Genomic DNA, 23,694 nt, shown 5'->3' with positions numbered 1-23,694 from the left:
CATCAACTAAAAATTTAATAGTGTCCTCAAAACGAAATTTGGTGCTACCCCTAAAACATCTAGACTGTAATAGCCAATAAAAAATGCAAACCAAACGCCCCTTAATCAGTCGTTTGGTTTGCATTTCCTTTTTCTAAAACCACAGAAAAGATAAGTACTATAGTTAACAGCATAATAAACCTTACTTCACTTCCATCACTTACAAAAAATGAATACAAAGTATATATTAAAATTAATATTCCATAAATAATTTTGTGCAATGTACTCCCTCCTTTTTGCCGTATATATTTTAGTATAAAAGTTTGATTCAAGTCCTATATCCAAATGAAAATACTTTTCTCTTGTTCATATGGAATATGCTTATCTGTCTGTATATCTTCAACATTTGCTCCACCTGCTAATAATCTCCTGTACATAAAAGAGTGCCCTGTTAATACTGTTTTAATCATTTTGTATCGCCCTCCTTTTGTTTGATTACTTGTATCATAAAACAAGTATCTGAAGTTGATATGTAGTCTATCTAGAGTGTATGTAAATTTAGAAAATCTCTAATAAAATGTTTGTATTATAACGTTACCACCAAAACTATTGCCCTAAACACCATGATTTGAAGAGATAGGCCCCCATGTTCTAGTCTCAATTCTTCCTACAGTTCTATATTCAGTAGAACTAGTTAATTCCTATAATATAAAAAGAGCACCACTTTTTGGATGCTCCTCGTTATAACTATATATTATTTAATTTCCTTCTTTTGCTGGTACCATTTTTCCTTCTTGAGAATCTGTACCTTCTGTTCTTTCAACTGTTTTTGCATATTCTGGTTTCTCAGGGGATCCCATTTCAAATCCTGGTTGAGAATCTGTACCTTCTTTTGTTGGTACCATTTTTCCTTCTTGAGAACCTGTACCCTCTGTTCTTTCAACAGTTTTTGCGTTTCCTTTAGGAGTTGCTGGCACTGCATCTTTAGGTAAATCAAAGTTTTGTGAGAAAGACGTTGTTCCATCTACACTCTGTGTAATTACTTGATTTGAACTATCTTCATTTGACTTTAAATTGTCCATTTTCGCATCATCTGCACCTCCCGCTACCAATCCTGTACTTAAAAGTGCTCCTGCTAATAATGTTTTAATCATTTTTCATTACCTCCTGTTTATTTGTAATATTCATCAAAAAAGTATCTAGAGTTAATGTTTTAGTCATTATCTTTATCTACTTGCTTTTTGATTACATTTAGCATAAGACAAGAATCTATAGTTGATATGGACTGCATCTGGAGATTATGTAAAGAAAAATAGATGATCAGTTGTATATCCTAATGGATGCTTAGACAAGATTGAAACTTTATATGAATTTGAATAATTAAGTTCCCCTTTGTTTTTGGGTGTGAGGGACTAACCCTTTCTAATTTGAAAGCAAACTTTTTATTAATTGAAGAATTAAAAGAGGTGGGGATCTTACTGCCCATTAATGCGGGATAAAAGAAAACCGCCTGAAATGATGTGTAATCGAATAGTAGTACATAAAAAAATACAAGTAACAATAAATTAAATCTCGTTAAAACAAAAAGGAGATGTCCCAGGCATGGTACTAGGACATCTCCTTTACTTATCTAAATTCTATACAGCACTATCAATTAAACAATTATTAAATATATCTTCTATCTAAAACATCGTATTATCATTAGCTGCTTCACTTGGAATCTCTTGAATTACATCCCAGTGTTCGACAATCTTTCCATCCTTGATACGAAATATATCCACTATAGCAACTCCCTTATCTTGAGAATTAGTACGAGAATGTACATGAAGAGCAACTGTATCCCCTTCAGCTACTACACGTTTAATCTCTGCAGAGGAATTAGGATTTTTAACAAAATCCTCCTTAAAGAAATCCATGAAGGCTTTTCGTCCATCAGCAACAAAAGGATTATGTTGCTTATAATCTTCACTAACATATTTAGGGATAATATCGATATTATGTTTGTTAAAAACTTCATTATAGAAATCAACTACCATCTTTTTATTCTTTTCATTTTCTTTCACTTCTTTTGATACAGAAGCAACATTCTCGCTCTTTATTGAGTTCCCTTTGTTATTACCGGTGGAAGCTTGATATACTAAAGTCGAAACTACTCCTAAAATAAATACAGAAATAATTGTTATGATTAAACTTTTCTCTAATTTCATATATACCTACCTCTTCTACTTAAATAAGTTTTCTTCTATAAAAAGTTTGAAGAAGGAGAAACCTTCCCCAAAATGTAATGTCAGGGGTAATGTTAGGAATTTCATTTATCCTAGCCCCCCTATACAAGACATATTAGAAACGATTAGCTCTAACTTAATACCTCATTAACAGTTGCACTGTCCACAATTTGAATAAACTTCTTAACCTTATCGTTCTCATCAAACTTATAAAGATGACAAAAATCTGCTACAAATGACTTCCCTGTAGCTTTATATGTTCCACTATATTTTCCATACACAATAACAGTATTGTTATTAAAAGTATAAATTTCATCTTTAGCGCTATAGTCATCCCATTCCGTGCCAAGACGTTCATGTACGTTTTTCACTACTTCATCTGGACCTATATAAGTACCTGCATATGGAAACCCAGCAGCTTCTGTCCAAGATACATTTTCACTTAAATACGTTTTGAACGCATCCAATTTCCCTTCGCCAGTTAACACATACGTTTCATGTAATAGTTTTTGATATTTATTCATATCATTAACCCCAAGGCATTTCTTTTGTTACAACTTTTGCACTTAATTCTAATACACCTTTATTTGCATAGTCTGGATATGCTGCTTCAAGTTTTGCCACAAAATCTTTTGAAGTTCCACTTTCCTCAGAAGCTTGAACCGCAGTTCTTAGATAATCCATTGTCGCAGTAAGTGCTTGATTATTTAGAGATTTTTCGATTGATCCATGGCTTGGTACAATTATGTCAGCATGTAATGCTTGTAACACTTTCAAGTTCTCAATCCACGCCTCCATCGCCGCTTTTGAACTAGTATCCGCTAAGAATACATGTATTTCGTTAAATACATCAATACCACCAATTAATACTTTTAGTTCTTTATTAAATAGGCTAGTTCTGTAATGATCTAAGCCTACTAGTTCAAATGTTAACCCCTGAAAATCAATCGCTTTTTCTTTAAACACTTGAGGTAATACCACGTTACTTGGTGCATTTTCTCCAAGGGCGTCTTTCCAAACTTTTAATTTTCCTAAGACAGAATGAACGATATGTTCAACAGTAGACTCTGTTGCATACGCTATAGCTTCTGGGTAAACAGCTTTAATGCTCTCTAATCCAAAGTAGTAGTCTGGATCCCCATGAATAATAAAGATTTTATCTAAAGATAAGTCGTTTTTTTTCAGATACTCAACAATTTCTTTCGAATCAGATTGAGTAAATTTTGAGTTTATTAAAAATGCATGTCCTGCTTTCTCAACTAATGTTGCTGTGACCATAAAGCTTTTTTCATCCGAACTAAACACCGTTAATTTCACATCTTGTTGATTTGTATCGATTGTTTTAAACATAGTATGTTATTCTCCTTTTGTTAAAGTTATTAACTAATTATCATATTTTTATCTTGTTCCGATAAAGTGAAACTTTAATCAGTGGGGGTTTTGTTCATCCCCCACTGATTATTAGTTGAACCAATCGGACTTTTACGGACAGTTGATCCCCCACCTAACTTCTTTGCTTCCACTGAATTTTGAGGTGGGGGTCTTACTGCCCGTTAAAGCGGGATAAAATCTCCCACTCCCATTTATCTGAAAGTGTAATAGTACTGGCGAATATTCCGGAGATGAATGTCAGGTGGCCTAAGATAACATGTTTGCTACTATATCCTAAATTTTCTTAATATAAATTTTTAAAACGCGCTTCAATTTTATCCGGCGTCATTACGCCACCACCAATAGGAATAATTTGATTATCCTTTTGTAAAAGTAAGGAAGGATAGCTATTAACACCAAGCTGTCGAACTTTATTGAAATCATTTTGGACATCTATTATTGTTTCTTGAGCGTTTAAACGTTCTAATACTTGTTCAGGGTCCAAACCATGCTCGATTGCAATCTTGCGATATGTTTCAGGATCACTCAGACTTTGACCCTCATAATAAAACGCTTTTTGCATAGCCGAAGTGAATTCTAATAAACGGTCTGGCGCTAATGAGCGTAAAGCTGAAAAACCAATTGCAGCATCTTTCGAATTCATTTTAAAAGTCCCTTCCTCCACCAATTTTTGATATGAAGGACCAAATTCAGCACCTGTAAGTTGATTAATTCTTTTATTTCCTTCTTCTATATATGAGAAGTTTTTCATTGGTAAATTATCTAAAAATAACCCTCCACATAAAACCGTTAATGACACTTCAGTGTGGTTTTTGTAAAATCCTTTAATACTTTCTGAAAAACCATAGCACCATCCACAATATGCATCCCATACGTAAATAAGGTTATCTTGTTTCGTCTCCATTTAAATCTCCTACCTTTTTTTTATTATCCAGCTCAACTAAATTTTTGGTTTATATAAGTACATCTTTTTATACCTTGTTCTTTTTTAGATACCTTACTATATTTCCCCAAAACTAATATTTCCAAAGAAAGATCCACCAAGGTTTTTAACAAAAGATAACGTTGCACCTTATTGCCCCGTAACAGAAAATACTAAAGCTTAGAATATGCATTGATTTGAATGTGTTAGTAACTTTCTACACCGGGTGGCAACGTATGGACCACCATCCTTAATTAAATATACAAATCATATTTTTAGCAGATATTAGTTGTAACTAAATTGATTACATCTTTATGTAACTATTTTAGTTACAACTAATATAGAAGTCAATTCTTTTTTTCGAAAACATTAAATTTCTACATTAATCTACAACCAATCCCACTCTTTAAAAAAATATATCAACGATTATTCGATTATATCGATCGTAACTCCGAATATATCAACGTTTCGACACAACATATCGATTTACCGACAAATTTCGAGCGCGTTATCTCCTAAACTAACAACCAATCCCACACCACGTCCACCTACAAAGAAAAAAAGCACCAGGTCCCCCCAATGCTTTTCCTCAAATCTAAAACAAATGACAAGCCACCTGATGCCCCTTCGCAATCTCCACCATCTTCGGTACTTCCTGTGCGCATTTTTCAGTGGCGAATTTGCAGCGCGTTCTGAATTTACAGCCGGACGGTGAGTTTAGTGGGCTTGGTACTTCTCCCTCTAGGATGATCCGTTCTTTTCCTATGTTTGTTGGATCTGGTTCTGGCATGGATGAGAGTAGTGCTTGTGTGTATGGATGTGCCGGTTTTGTGTATAGGTCTTCGCTGTCGGCAATTTCTACTATGTTTCCTAAGTACATGACTCCGATTCGGTCTGATATGTGTCTTACCATGGATAAGTCATGTGCGATGAATAAGTATGTGACGCCTGTTTCTTCTTGGATGTCTTGCAGCATGTTTACGACTTGTGCTTGGACTGAGACATCAAGTGCTGAGATTGGTTCGTCACATAAGATAAAGTCTGGTTTTACAGATAGTGCGCGCGCGATGCTAATGCGCTGGCGCTGGCCTCCGCTAAATTCGTGCGGGTAGCGATATAAGTGTTCTTCTTTTAGGCCTACTTTTTTCAGAAGATCTAAAATGATTTCTTTTTGTTCTTCTTTTTCATAAGATCCGTGAATATTCATTGGCTCGCTAATAATTTGGAATACGTTCATTGCCGGGTTTAATGATGCGTATGGATCTTGGAAAATAATTTGCATTCGTTTTCTATATTCTTTTAGTTCACTTTCTTTTAAACTTGCGATATCTTTTCCGTCGAATAAAACGTTACCTGAAGTGACATCGTGTAAACGAATGATGCTTCTTCCTGTCGTTGATTTTCCGCAACCTGATTCTCCTACTAATCCGAATGTTTCACCTTTTTTAATGGTGAAGCTAAGGTCATCGACTGCTTTTAGTTGCTCTGTTTTCCTGCCAAATAGTCCTTTTTTAATAGGAAAATACTTTTTTAAGTTCCGAACTTCAATTAAGTTTTCTTCATGCATGGAAATCACCTACCGCCCTATCATTTAACCAACACATGGAACGTCTTTCGTTTCCGATTTCAAAATATGGTGGACGTTCTTTTTCACAAATATCCATCGCATGCGGGCAACGCTCTGCGAATGGGCAACCTTGTGGCGGGTTTAATAAGTTTGGTGTTACCCCTTGAATAGGAGCGAGTCTTTCTTTTACGCCGTTCGCTATTTTTGGCAGAGAGTTTAATAGCCCTTTCGTATATGGATGATTCGGCGATTGGAAAATATCAAGTACAGATCCTTCTTCCATAATAAGCCCGCCGTACATAACGATGACGCGCGTACAGTTTTGCGCGACAATTCCTAAGTCATGCGTAATAAGAAGTAACGCCATATTCGTTTCGTTCTTTAAGTTTTTCATTAAATCTAGTATTTGTGCTTGTATCGTTACATCAAGTGCAGTCGTCGGTTCGTCAGCAATAAGAAGGTCTGGGTTACAAGACATCGCCATTGCGATCATAACCCGCTGCTTCATACCACCGCTTAGTTCATGCGGATATTGTTTTACCCTTTCTTCTGGTGACGAAAGGCCGACTTGTTTTAACAAGTTAATCGCGATCTGCTCTACTTCTTTCTTTTTCACTTTTTGATGACGTATAATTACTTCCGTCATTTGTTTCCCAATTTTCACGACCGGATTTAGCGCTGACATTGGGTCTTGAGAGATAAGTGAAATTTGATTTCCTCTAATAGAACGCAATTCTTTTTCAGATTTAGAAAGTATGTTTTCATTATGAAAAAGGATTTCCCCTTCTTTCACTTTTCCTGGTGACGTAACGAGAGACATAACAGACTTCGCCATTACACTCTTCCCGCTTCCAGATTCCCCAACGATACCGACTACTTCTCCTTTATTTAAGCGAAATGTAACGCCGCGAACCGCTTCAACTTCGCCACTTTCTATGAAAAAAGAAGTCTTTAAATTTTTCACTTCTAGTAGTTTTTCAGACACGCTTCTCACTCCTTTCACTTAACACTTTAGTTTTCATGTCCGGCTCCTTTTGGTGCGAAAGCTTTCTTCAATGCTTCACCAATTACGTTAAAACTAAGTACCGTTAAAAGGATAAGGAATCCTGGGAATAGTGTTAAATACCAAGCTTCACCAATATATCCTTGCGCATTGTTTAGCATGCTGCCCCAAGAAGAATCTGGTTCTCTAATACCTAAACCTAAAAAACTAAGTGATGATTCCATTAAAATCGATGTCGCAATCGTTAATGTCGCGGCGATAATAATGGTTGATAAAATGTTAGGAATGATATGTCTTACAATAATCATAAGTGATTTTTGTCCTGATACTTTTGCGTATAAAACGTACTCACGCTCTTTTACAGATAACGTTTCTGCCCTTACAATGCGCGCGGTGTCCATCCATGTTAGTAATCCGATAATAAGAACTAACGTCGTAATTCCTGGTTTTAAATACGCATTTAATAGTAGCATTAAAAAGAATGATGGAATTGACATCAGTACTTCAACAACTCGCATTAAAAAGTTGTCTAACTTTCCGCCAAAATATCCGCTAATTGTTCCAACTGCAGTACCGATTGTAATAGAAACAACCATCGCAAGGAAACCGACCGCAAGTGAAACTCGTCCGCCATATAACGCTCTCGTTAAGTAATCCCTTCCGTAATCATCCGTTCCGAAAGGATGACTCATACTTGGTTCTTGTAAGCGATCTGGAATTGACATTTTGCTAGGATCGTACGGCGATACGAATGCGAAAATTGATGCGACCGTTAAAACCGCAAGTATAATAACTCCCATTGCAACAAACTTATTTTTCGTAAAGCTATGTTTTATCGTTTGAAATCTCCTATTATTCATTCCAAATCACCCCCTCATTCGAATGCGCGGATCTACTACGCCATATAAAATATCAGCAATTAAGTTACCGAGAATTAACATGAATGATGATAGTAATGTAATTGCCATGATAATCGGATAATCAAATCTAAAAATAGCATTTACCCCAAGTGAACCAAGACCCGGCCATGAAAATACTGTTTCCGTAATAAATGCTCCGCCTACTAAACTTGGAATCGATAATCCGAAAATTGTAATGATCGGTATTAATACATTTCGAAGTACGTGATTAAATAACACCGTTTTCTTTGAAGCGCCGTACGCATATTGAATTTGTACATATTCTTCTTCTAATTGCTGAATCGTACTTGAACGAATATATCTCATATAAACAGATACGTTTTGGAACGCTAGCACCATGCAAGGTAAAATGCCGTGTTGCACAATATCCCAAACAGAATCTTTACCAACGGTGCGCATACCCATACTCGGAAGTAGGTTCCATTTTAAAGAGAATAAGTAGACTAATAGTAGTGCAAACCAGAAAACCGGCATAGAAATACCAACATATGAAATAAAGTTTACAATGCGGTCAAAGAATGAATTCTTTTTCACACCTGTAAATAGTCCAAGCGGTATTGCGATTACGAATGAGACGAGTAAAGATGATCCCATTAACCCAATTGTTGCAGGTAATCTTTCTGTGATAAGTTCCAAAACAGGACGATGATTTTGAAGTGAGTAACCAAAGTTTCCTGTTAAAATGTTTTTTAACCATAAAAAATACTGCACGTAAATTGGTTGATCTAGTCCTAAACTTTTGCGAATACGCTCAACATCAATTGGACTCATATTTGGCGTAACAAAGTTTCGAACAGGATCCCCCGGCGCTAGCTTTATTAATAGAAAAGAAATAATAGAAATAACAAATAAAAGCGGAATTGCATTTAAAAGCCTCTTTGCAATTACTTTATACACAAACTTCCCCCCTCAAGCTAAAGAAGCTGATTTCCACCAGCTTCTTTATTGTTTCTTATTTCACTTCATAAATCTTAGATAGATCTTCAAACATTGTGACAGGAATTGCTTTTGCTTCTTTTAATCCATCAAACTTTTTATCTACTGCAATAACTGCTTTCGGATACGCAATTGGTAGATAAGGTACGTCTTCTCTAGCTGTCTCTTGAATTTTATGGTATAGCTCTGCACGTTTTGTTTTATCTGTTTCAACTGCAGCTTCTTCCCATAACTTATCGAAATCAGCGTTTTTATATCGTGCATAATTGTATTCAGCATTACTTAAGAATAAGCTCTTATATGAATCTGGCTCAGGTCCCATTATGTAACCACCAAATGTAATGTCATATTCTTTATTTTCTTTATCTAAGCCTTTTTCACTTGCTGCACTAGCATCTAATGCATTTAGTTCAACTTCTAAGCCAACTTCTTTTAATTTTTGTTGTGTATAAAGCGCTAAGCTTTCCATGATTTTATTATTCGTTACATACATCACGCGTACTTTTTCTTTATCTTTCACACCAGCTTTTGCTAATAAATCTTTCGCTTCTTTTTTATCATACTTATACTCTTTAATATCTTTCGCATAATACATAGCGTCTGGCGTTAAGATTGAATTTGCAGGTTCTGCAAATTCACCTGAAACGAATGCTGAGTTAATCATTTCTTTTTTATCTAACGCATGCGCAATTGCTTGGCGCACTTCTTTTTTCTTCATAAGATCAGTATTCATGTTATAAGATAAGTAGAATAGTCTACCTTCAGGGAATGTCACCATTGAGAAGTTCCCAGTGCTATCTAATTTCTTAAAGTCTTGCGGCTCAATCATCTTCATGTTGATTTGACCATTTTGCAGTGAAACATTTGCTGTATTACGGTCTTTTACAACGCGGTATACGATAGAGTCTAATTTAGCCTTCCCACCTACATAATCATCAAATCGATCTAATGCAACGTACTCATCTGATTTATACTCTTTAAACTTAAACGGCCCTGATCCTACAGGCTGTAAGTTTTTCTTACTCTTCGCTAAATCTGCTTCCCCTTCAAATACATGTTTCGGAATTGGGAAGAAATCATTCATCACACCTTCGAAAGATGCGCTTACTTGTGGTAAAACGAATTGAGTTGTTAACTCATCTACCTTTTTCACCTCAAGCGGCTTTCCTTTAAAAATAAAGTTTTCACGACTTGAGCTATTTTGCTTCTCATCCAAAATAGATTGGAATGTAAATGCTATATCGTCTGATGTAATTTTCTTACCATCATGCCATTTCAAATTATCTTTTAATTTCAATGTCCACGTTAATTGATCTTCTGAAGGCGTAAAGCTCTCAGCAAGAACAAACTTTTTCTTACCGTCTTCCATATGATATAGCGGCGCATATAAAGCTTGCTGCACAGTTAATGACACACGATCATTCGCATAAAGCGGATTCATCGTATCTGGATTATCGCTAACACCAATCGTTAACGTTCCTCCATCTTTCGGAGTCCCTGATTTACTAGTACCCGCTTGCTTCGAATCTTTTTCCCCTGAACAAGCAGCTAATGCAATAAATAATAGTAGGACAAATGGTAATACAAACAACTTCTTCTTCATATTTCGACCCCTCTCGACTATTTACACCTATAAGAAAACTCGGAATTAATACCGAGTTTTCTTATAGGTTTTAAATTACCACTACCGGTATGTATTGTCAAACTTTTTCGCAAAGGTAGAAAGTTTGTAATCTATTAATGCATTCTTGCGATAAACTATATTTATGCGGAGGAGAAAATAAAAAGACCACGAATAAGTAGCCTCATAAAATGAGTTAAAAAACTATCAACTTACAGAAAACCCCTCTAAAATGATTGTTTTATATGATCGAAAATGTAGAATGGGATTAAAGACAAAAAACACATTTAGGAGGTTATCATGACATTTGATGAATTGAAAAAAAACAAACCAACAACCTCATGGGTTGAGTATGATGAAGATGGGGAATTTTTTACTGAAGAAAATATAAGTGCAACAAATACAGTTCTTGACACTTACATTAACAACTTACAGCGATTAGGAGAGAATCCAACCGAAGTCGAAGTAATGCAAGTTGTTAAAGAGGTAGTTATTAAATTAAATGAATTAAATATCGAACATGAACATTTTATCGAAACAATGGAAAGAGAAGATCTCTATGAATTTATCGATACAGCAGCACGAATAGCTGGCTTAGAATCCGAGGAAGATATAACAGAAGAATGGCGTGAATGGTAAAAAGTTGCATCTCTAATAATTAGAGGTGCAACTTTTTCATATACCAATTGAATGAATGATTTGATGTCCGCGCAGAATTCATATATTTCAACATAATATTAAAAGGCTTCAATTATAAATACTAGCACACCCATCCTGACAAAAAGACCACCAAAAGGCAGTCTCAAAACTCAATCTTATTCCCTACTCCTTGCTCCACCGCTTTCTCATACAAATACTTCGCAACGATAATATCCACTACCGCCAAACCAACTGATTTGAAAATAGTAATCTCTTCATCATTTTCGCGTCCAGCTTTTTCTTTGCTTATAATTTGACCAAGTTCAGCGTGAATGGCGTTTGCTTTGAATAGACCTTCTTTTATCGGAACTTGAAGGTCTCCTGTTTCGTCTAGTGCTGCTTCTTTTGATTCAACTACTACTTTGTTTGCGCTTGTGATGGCGTGAGATGGTAGTTCTTGCATGCTCGGTCTGAATGAGCCGACGGCGTTTACGTGGACGCCTTTTTGTAGTGTTTCTGAGAAGACTGGTGTGGATGCATTCGTAGTTGTGACGATGATGTCTGCTTCACGTATCGCTTCATTTGGATCCTTGTAAACGTAAGCTGGTTTGCCTAATTTCTCTTGTATATATTGCGCAAATGCATACGCTTTTTCTTCTGTTCGATTGTATAAAATGACCTTTTTGATATCTCTAACCGCAAATATTGCTTCAGCAATTCCTTTCGCTTGTTCTCCCGTGCCGATAATGCATAAAGTTTTTGCGTTATGACGAGCTAAATATTTTGTCGCTACTCCTGATAAGGCGCCTGTTCGGATCATCGTTAAGTACGATCCTTCTAAAAGTGCGAGCGGTTCTCCCGTTTGAAAGTCTGATAGCATCACAATCCCATTGATCGTTTTCTTTCCTATCTGTTTATTTTGCGGGACTACCGTTACTATTTTTACTCCAAGTGCCTCAAGCCCTTCCGCTACTGAAGGCATAATTAATGCCGTATTTTGCTCGTTCGCAAATGGTAACGAACCTCTTATTGGTGTAATCGTTCTTTCTGCGGAAAATTCTTTTAAAGCAAGCGCCGCGTATTCAATAACTTCATTCATATTTACTAAGTTTCTTTGTTCGTTCGCGCTTATAACTAGCATATCTTTCCACCTCCTCCTTCTATCCTAACAAAAATCCCCGTTTCAAATCATCTCTCGGATCTACAACGAACTGATGAAACCCTGTAATAAATGCATTCCCCGTTACTTTCGGAACGACAGCTTCATATGTACCTACCGCTGTTACGGATAATACTTCTCCCTGGAATTTCCCATCAGTAATGCATTCATGGATGAATACTTCTCCTTTTTGCAAGGTAGCTTTTTCAAAAAGAGTTGCGATTCTCGCTGAAGTTCCTGTACCGCAAGGAGAACGGTCTACTTGCCCATCAGCAAAAATCGTTACATTTCGTAGCGTAGCACCTTTGTCTTTCGGTTCATCTGAAAAGATAACGCCGTATATTCCTTTCAATCCTTCTTCAAGTGGATGTTTCACTTCCATTTTGCTCTCTATATAATGTTTAATTTTACCGCCCCACGTTTGAATAGCGGGCAAGTCTTTAAAATCAACTTTCAAACCAAATTCTTTACAGTCTACAACAACGTAAAATGCTCCTCCAAACGCGATATCTACTTGAAATTCATAGTTATCTATTTTAATAGGAACGTCTTTTTTGTATACAAATGAAGGAACATTTTCAAATGATACAGATTCTACTTCACTCCCGTTATATTTTGCATACGCAATAACTTCTCCGGCTGGGCTATCAATAATGAACTTTTGTTTTTCACCCTTTACTTCAAACATGCCTGTTTCAATTCCAACTGTAATGACAGCAATAATGCCATGACCACACATCGTACTCCATCCTTCATTGTGCATAAATAAAACACCAAAATCAGCGTGGGCACTTGCTGGCGGTGTAATGATACAACCGTACATTCCGTGATGCCCTCTCGGTTCATACATCAGAATTTCACGAAGGTAATCCAAATGTTCCATACAGTATGCGCGTCTTTCCAGCTGCGTTTCCCCTTTTATTTCTGGCACGCCGCCCGTAATAATTCGAAGCGGCTCCCCAGCTACGTGCGCATCAATCGTTGTATATATTTTACTAACCTTCATTTCTATCTCTCCCCTATACGTTAATACTATTTCCAACGCAAGTATCATGCCAAATCGTATAGCATTACTTTTTTCAAATCCCCTCAGTAATGTGTATTCTTTTTTCAACAAATTCATATACAACTGTCTACTTTTTTATACACGGCTTGGATGTTACGTTATAAAACACCTCGATAACTTTGCAATTCCTCTCGTACACACATGTAGGATTCCTTTTACCATTATTATTTTCAATGTAAAGTTACTTCGTCCCCCAACATATACTGTTCAAAAGCAAAAAGGAAGTGATCCCATGTATTACGGAACAAAGGGCTGGTACGTAGCTGAACTAAAAAAATTAGGTGTGCGCTATCATGAAGGACGAAAACTAGAAAGTTACCGCGGACACATATTACGCAATTTATTAATCGCACAACAAGAAAAATTAAAAGAACAGTAACATTCTAATGTAACGATATCGACGATTCTCGGAATATATTAGCGATTCAACACAATATATCGGCGATTTGCCATGGAATATCGACTTACCGACAAATTCCGCTAATTCATCTATCTACACCACCAACCAATCACACATCAAACTACAATAGAAAAAGGTCACCCAAACGGGTGACCTTTCTCTTTCTATTCACAAACAAGAATTTGTCTAGTAAATGATCCTTTTCTTGTAATACAGCGATCTGTAATTTCAAATCCTGCTTCATGGATCATGTCGTCCATTGTCTCCATCGTTACAACGACTACTTTTTTCGCGATGCGGCGTGCACTTGAGAGAATTGATAGTTGATCTTCTGGTGTGGCGTGCGTAAATAGATCGTACGGCATATCGATAATGGCAACGTCGTAGTTCTCAGTAATTTCCTCGATTGGTCCTTTTGTTACTGTTCCTTCAAATCCGAAATGTGCGATATTTTTTCTTGTTCCAAGAACTACAAGTGGATTTATATCTCTACCAACGATGTTAATCCCCATAGAAAGTGCTTCTACTACTACTGTTCCAATACCGCAGCACGGGTCAATTGCTCGTACTCCCTCTGGATTTGGTACAGCGATATTTGCAACTGATCTCGCAACACGTGTGCTAAGTGATGTCGAATAACTATGCGGTTTTTTTATGTGATGATACCAAACTGGTTCGCTTTCTACATAGTGCCCGAAGTACCAGCGTCCTCCAAGAGGAACAATCCCGAATACACGCTCTGGATTACGAACATCCGCTTCTCCTTCAATATGCATGCCAAGGTCTCGTTCAATAAGACGTCTTTCTCCATATTCAATTTTATTTTCTCCAACGAGGTCATTGATTTTAACGAAGATAACTTTAAACGACGCCCCCGCTAAATCAATTTGTTCCACTTGTTTTAAAATGCTTTCTAAGTCGTCCCCTTCATACATAACCTCAACGCGCTCTTTCATAAACGCACTTCTACTCGGGTCAATTTTTACATCACTTTTTAAAATATTAACGTGCGACTCCATTCCAAAGAACGAGCGCATTTCCAAGTAACATAAAGCACGCTCCTCCTCACGAAATGCATACGTATATATACAGGCAGGTGTTTTACTATGATTATTCAATCTATTATCATCCTCTATCGTTTAAAATTGTTATGATTACAATTACTCAAATACTTTTTTGTATATAAAATTAAATGATATCATATGCCGGAAATAAAGAGAAACGTTAATAAATAAAAGAGACTGCCAATGGCAATCTCTTATTATTTATTAACGGAAAGAAGACACGTTGTTACCCATTTCTTCATAGTAATCTAAAATACCTTGATAAATAGCTTCCGCTGCACGTTGTCTCCATTCTTCAGTAGCTAGTTTTTCACCTTCACCTTTAGCATCGATGAAACCTAGTTCAGCTAAAATAGCAGGCATTGTATTGTATTTCACTACATAGAAGTTTTCTGTCTTTACACCTCTATCATTTGATTGAAGTGCTTGTACTAAACGTTTTTGTACTTTTTCTGCTAGTACACGGCTTTCTTCTGAATTTGGATTTGTTGCCGATCTGTAGTAGAACGTTTCTGTTCCTTCTACTTGTTCATTAAACCCGTTTGCATGAATACTTACGAAAATATCACCTTTATTTTCTTGTGCAAATTCTACACGTTTTTTCAAAGATTCACCAGGAGTATTTCCCGGACGCGTATCATCATTACGTGTTAATAAAACAGTAAATGGTGTCTTTTGTTCAAATAGTTTTTGTACACGTAAAGATGTATCTAATACAATAGCACTTTCATCCATTTTCACACCAGAATGCCCTGGATCAACTCCACCATGACCTGGATCAATGATAATCGCTTTTCCTTCTAAGAAGTTACCTTGCTTCACTGGATTTAATTGATTTTTATTAACCCATTGGAAACCAGCGCCCATGCGGATACGAATCCAGCTGCCATTCTCTTCAATAACAGTTACTTGCTGTGCGTTATGTGTTCCCATTACTTTTGACGAAGAAGAAGCTTCTGCATAAGTAGTGAATCCTTCATTAATAACTTCTGTTTTCTCTACTAAAGGTGTCCATTTATCACCGTTACTTGTTGCAATTTTGATCCATCCATCTCGTTCTTCTTTAATTTCTACCGTTTGTGGATTATGCTGATTTGCACTAATCCCAGAACTTAATGATGGTGCGTGATATGTAATGAATTTTCTATCTATGTACATTTTCTTTGTTTCTACTGGACGATCACTATTCTTGCTAAATTTATCTGTTTGCGCAGTAAGCTGAGCTGCTTGTTCACGCGTAATAGAATCATTCGGTTTCCAGCCATTCTCTGTACCTAAAGAAAGTTTTAATTCTACTAAAATATTAACTTCTTCTTTACCCCAATGATTCTCTAAATCAGCGAATTTTGTAGGAACTGGTCCTGTTACTTTGCTTTTCAGATTATATGCTCTTACAAGCATAGCTGCCATTTCAGCACGAGTTACTTTTCCTTCAGGATCAAATACTCCTGGTTCTCGCCCTTTAATAATATTCTCTTTTTCCATAGCTGCAATAAATGAAGCTGCCCAATTATTTTTTGCATCATTATAAGATGGCTTTGCATTCGGATCTACTTTAGCACCAATTGCTGTTGCGATAATCTTTGCTGCCTGGGCACGTGTTAAATTTCCGTATGGCATAAAGTTACCATCTGGCATACCGTTAATTACATTTCTCTCTACTAAATAATAAATTGCGTCTTTCGACCACGCACTATCTGAAACATCAGGAAATTTCTTCGTTTCTGCTAAACTACTAATTGGATGTGCTAGTAAATTTGCTGCTAATAAACCTGCGGCTATTGCTTTGTACTTCATGAAAAATAAATCTCCTCTCAAAACTTCATATTCATACAATTTTTTTATTCAAGCTAACTAAAAAATATTAACTATTAATTAATTCCTTTCATAGTGTATAACATTATATATCTATAGTAAATACGTTTCCGGCCGTATAACAAAAATCGCATATATATAACTTATAATGAATGTATATAAAATAAAATTTTAATCAACCCACAAATAGCGGGATAAAAAAACGATTAGGACATGTCTCCTAATCGCTTCGCCAAATAAACAGCTGATTAAAAATAATATTTTTAATCAGCTCTCTATTATCTATGAAATTATTCTTCAATTAAATTAGACATTACATATGCATACACTAATGCTTCTGTATGCGCAATAGAACTTTCATGTGTACGTTCAAATGCGTGAGAAGAATCAATACCCGCTCCAATTAAAGCATGTTTCACATCAAATCCCGCGCGAATCGCAGCTGATGCATCAGATCCGTAGTATGGATAGATATCTACTTTATATTCAATATGATTCGTTTTCGCAAGCTCTACTAAATGTTTACGCAGTGCGTAATGATACGGGCCGCTAGAGTCTTTTGCACAAATAGATACTGTATATTCATCAGATGTTTGTCCATCACCTAACGCTCCCATATCAACTGCTAAGTATTCAACAGTTTCTTCTGGAATATTAGAATTACCACCGTATCCAATCTCTTCATTATTAGAAATTAAGAAATGCGTCGTATATGGTAATGTTACGTTTTCATCTTGTAATCTTTTAATTAATTTTAATAAAATCGCAACACTTACTTTGTCATCTAAATGACGTGATTTTATGTATCCACTCTCTGTAATTTGAACGCGCGGATCAAATGACACGAAGTCTCCTACTTCAATTCCTAATTCGCGTACTTCATCAGCTGAAAATACGCGCTCATCAATACGAACTTCAATATTTTTCTCATCGCGTTTTGCTTCACCTGCATCTTTATATACATGTACAGATGTTTGATGCATTAAAATCGTTCCTGTATACGTCTTGCCACTTGATGTTTCAATTTCGCAATATTCTCCTTCTACAGAGTTCCAGCGAAATCCACCAATCATAGAAAGACTCAGGCGACCATCAGGCTTAATTTCTTTCACCATCGCACCTAACGTATCAACGTGTGCCGTTAATAAGCGGTGCTGCGCATCATTCTTCCCTTTTACCGTTAAAATAAGAGCGCCTTTATTGTTACGCTTCGTTTCTACGTTCCACTCACTGACATAGTTTTCAATGAAATTAATAATTTTTGCTGTATTTCCAGATGGACTCGGAATAGAGACAAGCTCCTTAATCAGTTCCATCGTTTCTTTCGTATGATGTGCCATTGTCGTTTCCTCCTCATTTTCTCTACTATTCAGTATACAAAATCCGCCAGAAAACCTCTACTTATATAGCTTAATTTTCTAAATTGTATTAAAATTCTTTTTAGTATACAAAAAGGAGTCCTGAAATATGAATATATCAAAAAAATATATACACATTGCACTCATTTGGTTTTTAGCATCATTATTTTGTTTACAAATCTCTTATGCCATTCATACTACTACTTCTATTACAATCGGCTGGATATTAACAGCTAGCTTCTTCATTATTAGCTTCATTGCAACAAAAAAGCATAGCGTTACTCATTAACGCTATGCTTTTCCTATAAAACTATTCTTCTGAAACGTCTAATAAATAAATACCTCTTTCAAATCCACCGCGCTCTACTTCTTTTTTCTTACGAAGGCGTTCCACATCTTCAATCGATGCACCTTCTGCACGTGCTAATGAAATGATAACCTCTAGCGCATCCGCAAGAGAATCTAGCGCATGTTCGCGTTCTTTCATAGAAGCAAATTCACGAATTTCTTCTGTTCCAATTTTCGCTAAAGCTTGTATGTATGCTTGACCTGTTAATTTTTGTGCTGTATACGTTTTTCCAGACATTAAAATCTTCTCTGGAACACGATCTCTTACTAACTTGTTATATGCTGACATCATTCATCCTCCTATATTTAATAACATCCGAGCTCTGCTTTATAGAAAAACCATTTTTTCTTCACGCACGCACTTAACATATCAATTCCTGATCCATGTGCTCTTACATGTGGAAAGAAATAGTGCTCTAAGTCTTCGTCCTTACCATATAGAGTTTGATACTCATCTGGAATCGCTTCTTTTTTCACATCTTTTTCTTTCGTCATCCCGTCAGAAAATGCAACACTTGGATGTCCCTCAAAAAATAACGCAGTCCGAACTGCCAAAGATGGTGTACTATTCAAAGCAGAATATGTAAGCAAAATAATAGTGATAACACCGATTATTTTCTTCATGTATTACTCCTTAAAAAAAGTGCTAACACAATTATACTAAAATGTGTTAGCACTTTCTCCTCTTTATCCCGAATTAACGAGCTAATAATCAGTGAGGAATGGACAAACTTTATTCCCCTTTAAATGCTGGTAAACGTTTCTCTAAAAACGCAGCAATTCCTTCTTTATGATCCGCTGTTTGTCTCATTGCATATTGACCACGCTTCTCTAATTGCAATGTTTGCTCTAAATTAGAGCGATTTACTTCACATAAAATTTGCTTCGTTTGAATCATTGCTTTAATCGGTTTTTGTGACCATTCATTAATTTTTTGCTTCACAGCCGTTTGGAAATCTTCGCCGATTACTTCATCAATTAAGCCGATATCAAGCGCTTCTGTCGCTGATAATTTCTTACCTTCCCAAATAATTTGCTTCGTCATATTTTCACCGACGCGCTTTTGAAGGAAGAAATGACCGCCTCCATCTGGAATTAAAGCGATTCCAATAAAGTTCATCGCAATAACAGATGATATATCCGCCATTACATAATCAGCTGTTAACGCAATACTTAACCCAAGACCTGCAGTTGGTCCATGAATTGCACTAATAACAAGCTTTGGCATCGTATATAACGTCACGACAACTTCAGAAATAGTATTCATAATGCCATCAAACTTACTTTCATCATTACTTGAAAGCATCGATTTAATATCCCCACCCGCAGAAAAACCACGGCCGTTCCCGCATAACACAACGATATGCGCAGAACTTTCCGCTACTTCTTTCAACTTTTGTAATAACTCTTTTAATGTCGGCTCATCTAACGCATTTAACACCTCTGGGCGATTGACCATAACTGTTGCAACGTGGCCTTCATATTTCACAACGACAGATTCTGTTTTACTTGTTATTTCCATTATATATACCCCTCTTTTCTCCATAAAGATTATACTTATATAATTATAGAGAACCATTGAAAAATCCTTCTTTTTTCTCAATTTTCTGTCTAATAATCTCGCAATTTGTACATATACCGTATAAAACATACAATTCCGTTGAAAAATATAGAAATTAAAGTCGGTTTATCCATGCTTTTCATCTATTTACCATTACAATGAAATGGTGTATTCTTAAGTTTGATAAAAAAACAAATATTGAAATTCATTCGCCTTACTATGTAAAAAAGGCTTTATACCCATCTTTTGGGTGTTGTAATAAAGGAATGAAGAACTGGAGGAACATATGGTTACTAAGTTGAAACAAACGGATAACTACTTCCCACATTTCCTATTGCTATTCATTGTGTTTCAACCAATTTTAGATTTATTAACATCTTTTTCAATCTATATATTACACATGAGCGCAACAGTTGGAGTTGTAGTCCGTTTCGCCTTTATGCTTCTTGCATTAGGATACCTACTTCTTCATCACAAACAACAAGATGCGAAAAAGTACATCCTCTATTTATGTTTACTCGGAATCGCACTCGCAATCGGTCTTGTAAATAATATGATGGTTAAATCTCCAGTTTCATTTGGAGAAGAAGTTAAATTCATCTTAAAGAGCGTATATCCAATTGTGCTACTGTTTGGATATATTATCGCCTTTAAAGAGCTAAAAAATAAAGAGTATGTATTTCATAAAATCATTACATATTTCTTATATGCAACTTTAATTTTAAGCATCACAATGATTGTCGCAATGCAAACTGGAACGGATTTCCCAAGCTATCCTCATTCAAAAATCGGTTCAAGAGGTTGGTTCTTCGCTGGAAATGATTTAAGTTCTCTTTTCGCCATTATGTTCCCAATCATTGTCTTATATTCGATTCATAAAACAACTTCTTTCTCGAAAATATATTACTGGATTCCAACAATACTTGCGATGTATGCAAGTATTATGGTCGGAACGAAAGTCGGATATGGCGCAATTGTGATTACATTAGGCGTAGCACTTTTCTTCTCATTCATTGAGTACATGATAAATCGTAAAAAAGAAAGAAAAGGATTCACACATATTGTAAATACCGTTGTTGCCGCAGTTATACTAGGAGGTTTAATTGTTCTTACACCGCATACTCCTATCGCAAAAAATATGGGCATTCACATGCAAATATATGAATACAAAAAATCAGTACAAGAAGAAAAAGATCGAAAAGAAGGAAAAGTAATTAAAGAAGATCCAGAAGATACAAAAAAACATGCAAAAGGTGAACTTACAGATTCTGAAATGAAAAGTTTGATTTACAGTGATCGCGACAAATTCTTAAAAACATACAAACAGTACTATAAAGACGCACCGCTTTCACAAAAACTATTCGGAATGGGTTACGCTGGTAACTACACAGATAAAATTAAATTAATTGAAATGGACTTCCATGACCTATTTTTCGCCTTTGGAATTGTCGGTTTCCTTATTTACTTAATACCGCTTCTATACTTTGGTATTAAATTATTCATCCGCATGATCACAAACTTTAAGAAAATCATGACCGTAAAGTATATGCTATTAGCGAGCACACTCATTCTATCACTTGGCATTGGCTTTATGTCTGGCCACGTATTAACAGCGCCAGCCGTTAGTATTTTCTTCGTTGTTATTCTCGCTTATATCATTGTTGATTTTGAAATTGAATAAAAAAGAAGGTGCTACGAAATGTCAGTAGCACCTTCTTTTTTATTTAATTAATGTTTTACGTATTCTAAGCTTTCTTTTGCAATATACGCTTCTGTTACAGTAGGATTATCTGAAATAACTTTAACCCACGCTTTTCCATTTATTATTTCTTCACCAGTAACTGTAACAACTACATTTGTATTTAAACGATACAGTCGCTCATTTGATATACTAGGATTCTTTTTCACTTCCACGTTATTCATCACACGTGCAAGTTTGTACTTGTTGTATTCTTTTTTACCTAAATAAGAATCAAAACGGTTCATATGCCCCGCTACTTTTTTACCCCAGTTCGCATCAGATGCATATTTCGCATTTAAACCAGCAGCTTTATCACCTGTATATGTTGCTGTATAACGCCAATGTCCTGGATTTAAATATCCTTCATTCATGTATAATTGTGCTGCATGTTCAATACAATCTTCTTTTGAATTGAATGCTTCTCCGTTGCCATATGGACTATCGTCTGTTGCTTTTAAACCAAATAAATTATTTTTGTCTTTTGCAAGAGCGCTTGTTCCATAATAACTTTCATGAATTGCTAATGAATATAAGAATAATGCATTTACATTATACTTGCTTTCTACTTCTTTAAATTTCTTTCCTAAACCAATTAATGGAGAGTCTGGCTTAATCGATTTCACATAACTATCTAGTTGTTCAGCTGTATAATCTGTTTTCGAACGTAATGATAAATAATTGAAATATTGATAGAAAGTTTCGTCTCCGAATGTCTTTCCATCTACACTATACATTTGCTGTCCTTGCTTCATGAAAGAAGGTGCCACACCATATCTAAATTCTGTATATCCAGGTGAACTTGTATTATATGTATAATATTTATGGTATAAATATCCATCTGATTTCACATAATAAGACGACTGTTTCATTTCATTTGTAGGAATTAAAGTGATTTCATTCTTCTTCACATAACCTGTCAAACCAGAAAGTTGAACTTTCACACGATCTTCGCCAACTTCTAACACTTTCAATTCTGTTCCATACTGAATATACGTATATACTGTTGACAAATTCTCATCATAAATATTAATGATGTTTTGCCCAGTTATTCTTTTCGCACTTGCAAAACCATCTTTAATCCATAAAAATTCGTTCTCGTATTTTACCGCATTCATACCTTTATTTTGAGCAGCCGTAACCGCTTCTTTATACGTATTATAGCGCTCTACTTCTTGCTCTGTTCCGTTTTCTCTTACATTTGTCACAACATATTTCTTAGTTTCTACAGGATTGCTATTTCCGTTTTTTTCAATCGTCTGAAGCATACGATCCAACATAGCTGAAGCCATCCCTCTTGTAGCTGATAAATGTGGTCTAAATGTATTATCTTCTGGATACCCTTTAATAATTTGAGTAGCCACCATAACTTGCACATGCTCTTTATAGTTAATACTATCTTTATCAGTAAAGGTAAGCGGACTTACAGCTACTTTAATATTTTTATAGTCTAACGCTCGCTTTACCATTATCGACATTTCTTCACGTGTAATCACATCATTTGGTGAGAATGTCTCGTTCGTACGACCATTAATAATTTTCGCTCCATATGCTCTACTTACACCATCATATAAACCGTAAGTCTTCGGCACATCCTCGAAATTCGAATCAGCTTTCGGTAAATTTAAAGCCCTTGCTATGAATGTAGCAAACTCTGCTCTTGTTACTAATTTATCAGGCGCATATACATTGTCTCCATACCCCATTAAAACTCCTTTAGTAATAAGTGAGCGCATATGCGTCTCAAACATATGTCCTGTAATATCATCATTTGCCGCATAACTTGAAATAGGAGTTAAAAGTAATGATCCCGTTAATGCCACTGCTGTTATACCTTTTGAAAAAGTCTTCAAGGTTATCCTCCTCGTAATCTACGAATTTATTATCACAAATTTGATTATATAATACTCACAATCATTTTAGCATAATAAATAGGAATTAAAATAAAACGTTTTTTAATTAGAATTTTCATTACATTCAA

25 protein-coding genes are annotated in these 23,694 nt (G+C 35.7%); 4 read left to right on the top strand and 21 right to left on the bottom strand.

What is annotated here, in order from left to right; translation table 11 throughout:
* Nucleotides 1–101: 101 nt before the first annotated feature.
* The 12 genes from BM089_RS30880 to BM089_RS00115 all read right to left on the bottom strand — a co-directional run bounded on the left by BM089_RS30880 (nt 102) and on the right by BM089_RS00115 (nt 10,547).
* Nucleotides 102–260, bottom strand: coding sequence for a hypothetical protein (locus BM089_RS30880; protein ID WP_002093894.1), 159 nt, complete (start codon nt 258–260; stop codon nt 102–104).
* Nucleotides 261–314: 54 nt separating this feature from the next.
* Nucleotides 315–449: a hypothetical protein gene (locus BM089_RS31735; RefSeq protein WP_255259048.1), complete on the bottom strand. Its 135-nt coding sequence runs from the start codon at nt 447–449 to the stop codon at nt 315–317.
* A 288-nt stretch (nt 450–737) separates the two neighbouring features.
* Complete coding sequence (locus BM089_RS00165) at nt 738–1,133, bottom strand: hypothetical protein (RefSeq protein ID WP_016082677.1); 396 nt, start codon at nt 1,131–1,133, stop codon at nt 738–740.
* A 528-nt stretch (nt 1,134–1,661) separates the two neighbouring features.
* Nucleotides 1,662–2,186, bottom strand: coding sequence for a nuclear transport factor 2 family protein (locus tag BM089_RS00160; RefSeq protein ID WP_000764214.1), 525 nt, complete (start codon nt 2,184–2,186; stop codon nt 1,662–1,664).
* A 149-nt stretch (nt 2,187–2,335) separates the two neighbouring features.
* Complete coding sequence (locus BM089_RS00155) at nt 2,336–2,728, bottom strand: nuclear transport factor 2 family protein (RefSeq protein ID WP_001046367.1); 393 nt, start codon at nt 2,726–2,728, stop codon at nt 2,336–2,338.
* A gap of 4 nt (nt 2,729–2,732) precedes the next feature.
* Nucleotides 2,733–3,554 carry an MBL fold metallo-hydrolase gene (locus tag BM089_RS00150; protein ID WP_043938308.1) on the bottom strand — a complete coding sequence of 274 codons (822 nt, stop codon included), beginning with the start codon at nt 3,552–3,554 and terminating at the stop codon, nt 2,733–2,735.
* Between the two features lie 325 nt (nt 3,555–3,879).
* The gene (locus BM089_RS00145) at nt 3,880–4,500 is read right to left on the bottom strand and encodes a DsbA family protein (RefSeq protein ID WP_090975645.1); all 621 of its coding nucleotides are present in this window, start codon (nt 4,498–4,500) and stop codon (nt 3,880–3,882) included.
* Between the two features lie 613 nt (nt 4,501–5,113).
* Nucleotides 5,114–6,085, bottom strand: coding sequence for an ABC transporter ATP-binding protein (locus BM089_RS00135; RefSeq protein ID WP_000544130.1), 972 nt, complete (start codon nt 6,083–6,085; stop codon nt 5,114–5,116).
* A complete protein-coding gene (locus tag BM089_RS00130) occupies nt 6,078–7,070 on the bottom strand; it encodes an ABC transporter ATP-binding protein (RefSeq protein ID WP_090975643.1) in 993 nt (330 codons plus the stop codon). Before BM089_RS00130 ends, BM089_RS00135 begins: the two co-directional genes overlap by 8 nt.
* 26 nt (nt 7,071–7,096) lie before the next feature.
* A complete protein-coding gene (locus BM089_RS00125; RefSeq protein WP_001065285.1) occupies nt 7,097–7,948 on the bottom strand; it encodes an ABC transporter permease in 852 nt (283 codons plus the stop codon).
* Nucleotides 7,949–7,954: 6 nt separating this feature from the next.
* Entirely contained in the window at nt 7,955–8,905 is a 951-nt protein-coding gene (locus BM089_RS00120) for an ABC transporter permease (protein ID WP_000278780.1), read from the bottom strand.
* Nucleotides 8,906–8,960: 55 nt separating this feature from the next.
* A complete protein-coding gene (locus tag BM089_RS00115) occupies nt 8,961–10,547 on the bottom strand; it encodes an ABC transporter substrate-binding protein (RefSeq protein ID WP_000727702.1) in 1,587 nt (528 codons plus the stop codon).
* Nucleotides 10,548–10,865: 318 nt separating this feature from the next.
* Between BM089_RS00115 and BM089_RS00110 the strand changes: the two genes are divergently transcribed.
* Nucleotides 10,866–11,204 carry a hypothetical protein gene (locus tag BM089_RS00110; RefSeq protein WP_000141783.1) on the top strand — a complete coding sequence of 113 codons (339 nt, stop codon included), beginning with the start codon at nt 10,866–10,868 and terminating at the stop codon, nt 11,202–11,204.
* Between the two features lie 163 nt (nt 11,205–11,367).
* On the opposite strand, the gene BM089_RS00105 is transcribed toward BM089_RS00110, so the two are convergent.
* Both BM089_RS00105 and BM089_RS00100 read right to left on the bottom strand, forming a co-directional pair.
* Entirely contained in the window at nt 11,368–12,345 is a 978-nt protein-coding gene (locus BM089_RS00105; protein ID WP_090975641.1) for an ornithine cyclodeaminase family protein, read from the bottom strand.
* Between the two features lie 19 nt (nt 12,346–12,364).
* On the bottom strand, nt 12,365–13,369 hold the full coding sequence (locus BM089_RS00100; protein WP_090975638.1) for a proline racemase family protein: 1,005 nt from the start codon (nt 13,367–13,369) through the stop codon (nt 12,365–12,367).
* Between the two features lie 208 nt (nt 13,370–13,577).
* Between BM089_RS00100 and BM089_RS30500 the strand changes: the two genes are divergently transcribed.
* On the top strand, nt 13,578–13,808 hold the full coding sequence (locus tag BM089_RS30500) for a YflJ family protein (RefSeq protein ID WP_100910561.1): 231 nt from the start codon (nt 13,578–13,580) through the stop codon (nt 13,806–13,808).
* A gap of 185 nt (nt 13,809–13,993) precedes the next feature.
* Here the strand turns inward: BM089_RS30500 and BM089_RS00090 are convergent, their stop codons facing one another.
* The 3 genes from BM089_RS00090 to BM089_RS00080 form a co-directional block, all read right to left on the bottom strand.
* Complete coding sequence (locus BM089_RS00090; RefSeq protein ID WP_001059320.1) at nt 13,994–14,947, bottom strand: TRM11 family SAM-dependent methyltransferase; 954 nt, start codon at nt 14,945–14,947, stop codon at nt 13,994–13,996.
* 150 nt (nt 14,948–15,097) lie between these two features.
* Nucleotides 15,098–16,690 carry an N-acetylmuramoyl-L-alanine amidase gene (locus BM089_RS00085; RefSeq protein ID WP_016513661.1) on the bottom strand — a complete coding sequence of 531 codons (1,593 nt, stop codon included), beginning with the start codon at nt 16,688–16,690 and terminating at the stop codon, nt 15,098–15,100.
* 308 nt (nt 16,691–16,998) lie between these two features.
* On the bottom strand, nt 16,999–18,048 hold the full coding sequence (locus BM089_RS00080; RefSeq protein WP_000930086.1) for a M42 family metallopeptidase: 1,050 nt from the start codon (nt 18,046–18,048) through the stop codon (nt 16,999–17,001).
* Nucleotides 18,049–18,175: 127 nt separating this feature from the next.
* Between BM089_RS00080 and BM089_RS00075 the strand changes: the two genes are divergently transcribed.
* A complete protein-coding gene (locus BM089_RS00075; RefSeq protein ID WP_016513660.1) occupies nt 18,176–18,355 on the top strand; it encodes a hypothetical protein in 180 nt (59 codons plus the stop codon).
* A gap of 21 nt (nt 18,356–18,376) precedes the next feature.
* Here the strand turns inward: BM089_RS00075 and BM089_RS00070 are convergent, their stop codons facing one another.
* The 3 genes from BM089_RS00070 to BM089_RS00060 form a co-directional block, all read right to left on the bottom strand.
* The gene (locus tag BM089_RS00070; protein WP_001277348.1) at nt 18,377–18,703 is read right to left on the bottom strand and encodes a nucleoside triphosphate pyrophosphohydrolase; all 327 of its coding nucleotides are present in this window, start codon (nt 18,701–18,703) and stop codon (nt 18,377–18,379) included.
* Between the two features lie 17 nt (nt 18,704–18,720).
* Nucleotides 18,721–19,038: a hypothetical protein gene (locus BM089_RS00065; RefSeq protein ID WP_090975636.1), complete on the bottom strand. Its 318-nt coding sequence runs from the start codon at nt 19,036–19,038 to the stop codon at nt 18,721–18,723.
* A gap of 109 nt (nt 19,039–19,147) precedes the next feature.
* Complete coding sequence (locus BM089_RS00060) at nt 19,148–19,960, bottom strand: enoyl-CoA hydratase (RefSeq protein WP_001999174.1); 813 nt, start codon at nt 19,958–19,960, stop codon at nt 19,148–19,150.
* 301 nt (nt 19,961–20,261) lie between these two features.
* Here BM089_RS00060 and BM089_RS00055 point away from each other — a divergent pair, with 301 nt between their 5' ends.
* A complete protein-coding gene (locus tag BM089_RS00055; RefSeq protein ID WP_016513658.1) occupies nt 20,262–21,656 on the top strand; it encodes an O-antigen ligase family protein in 1,395 nt (464 codons plus the stop codon).
* Between the two features lie 47 nt (nt 21,657–21,703).
* Here BM089_RS00055 and BM089_RS00050 read toward each other — a convergent pair whose 3' ends face one another.
* Nucleotides 21,704–23,566 carry an S-layer homology domain-containing protein gene (locus BM089_RS00050; RefSeq protein WP_061660967.1) on the bottom strand — a complete coding sequence of 621 codons (1,863 nt, stop codon included), beginning with the start codon at nt 23,564–23,566 and terminating at the stop codon, nt 21,704–21,706.
* Nucleotides 23,567–23,694: the final 128 nt, after the last annotated feature.

Source organism: Bacillus sp. 5mfcol3.1, assembly GCF_900114335.1.
GTDB lineage: Bacteria > Bacillota > Bacilli > Bacillales > Bacillaceae_G > Bacillus_A > Bacillus_A thuringiensis_S.
Note: the sequence above shows the minus strand (reverse complement) of the source record. Positions and strands in the feature narration are given on the sequence as shown.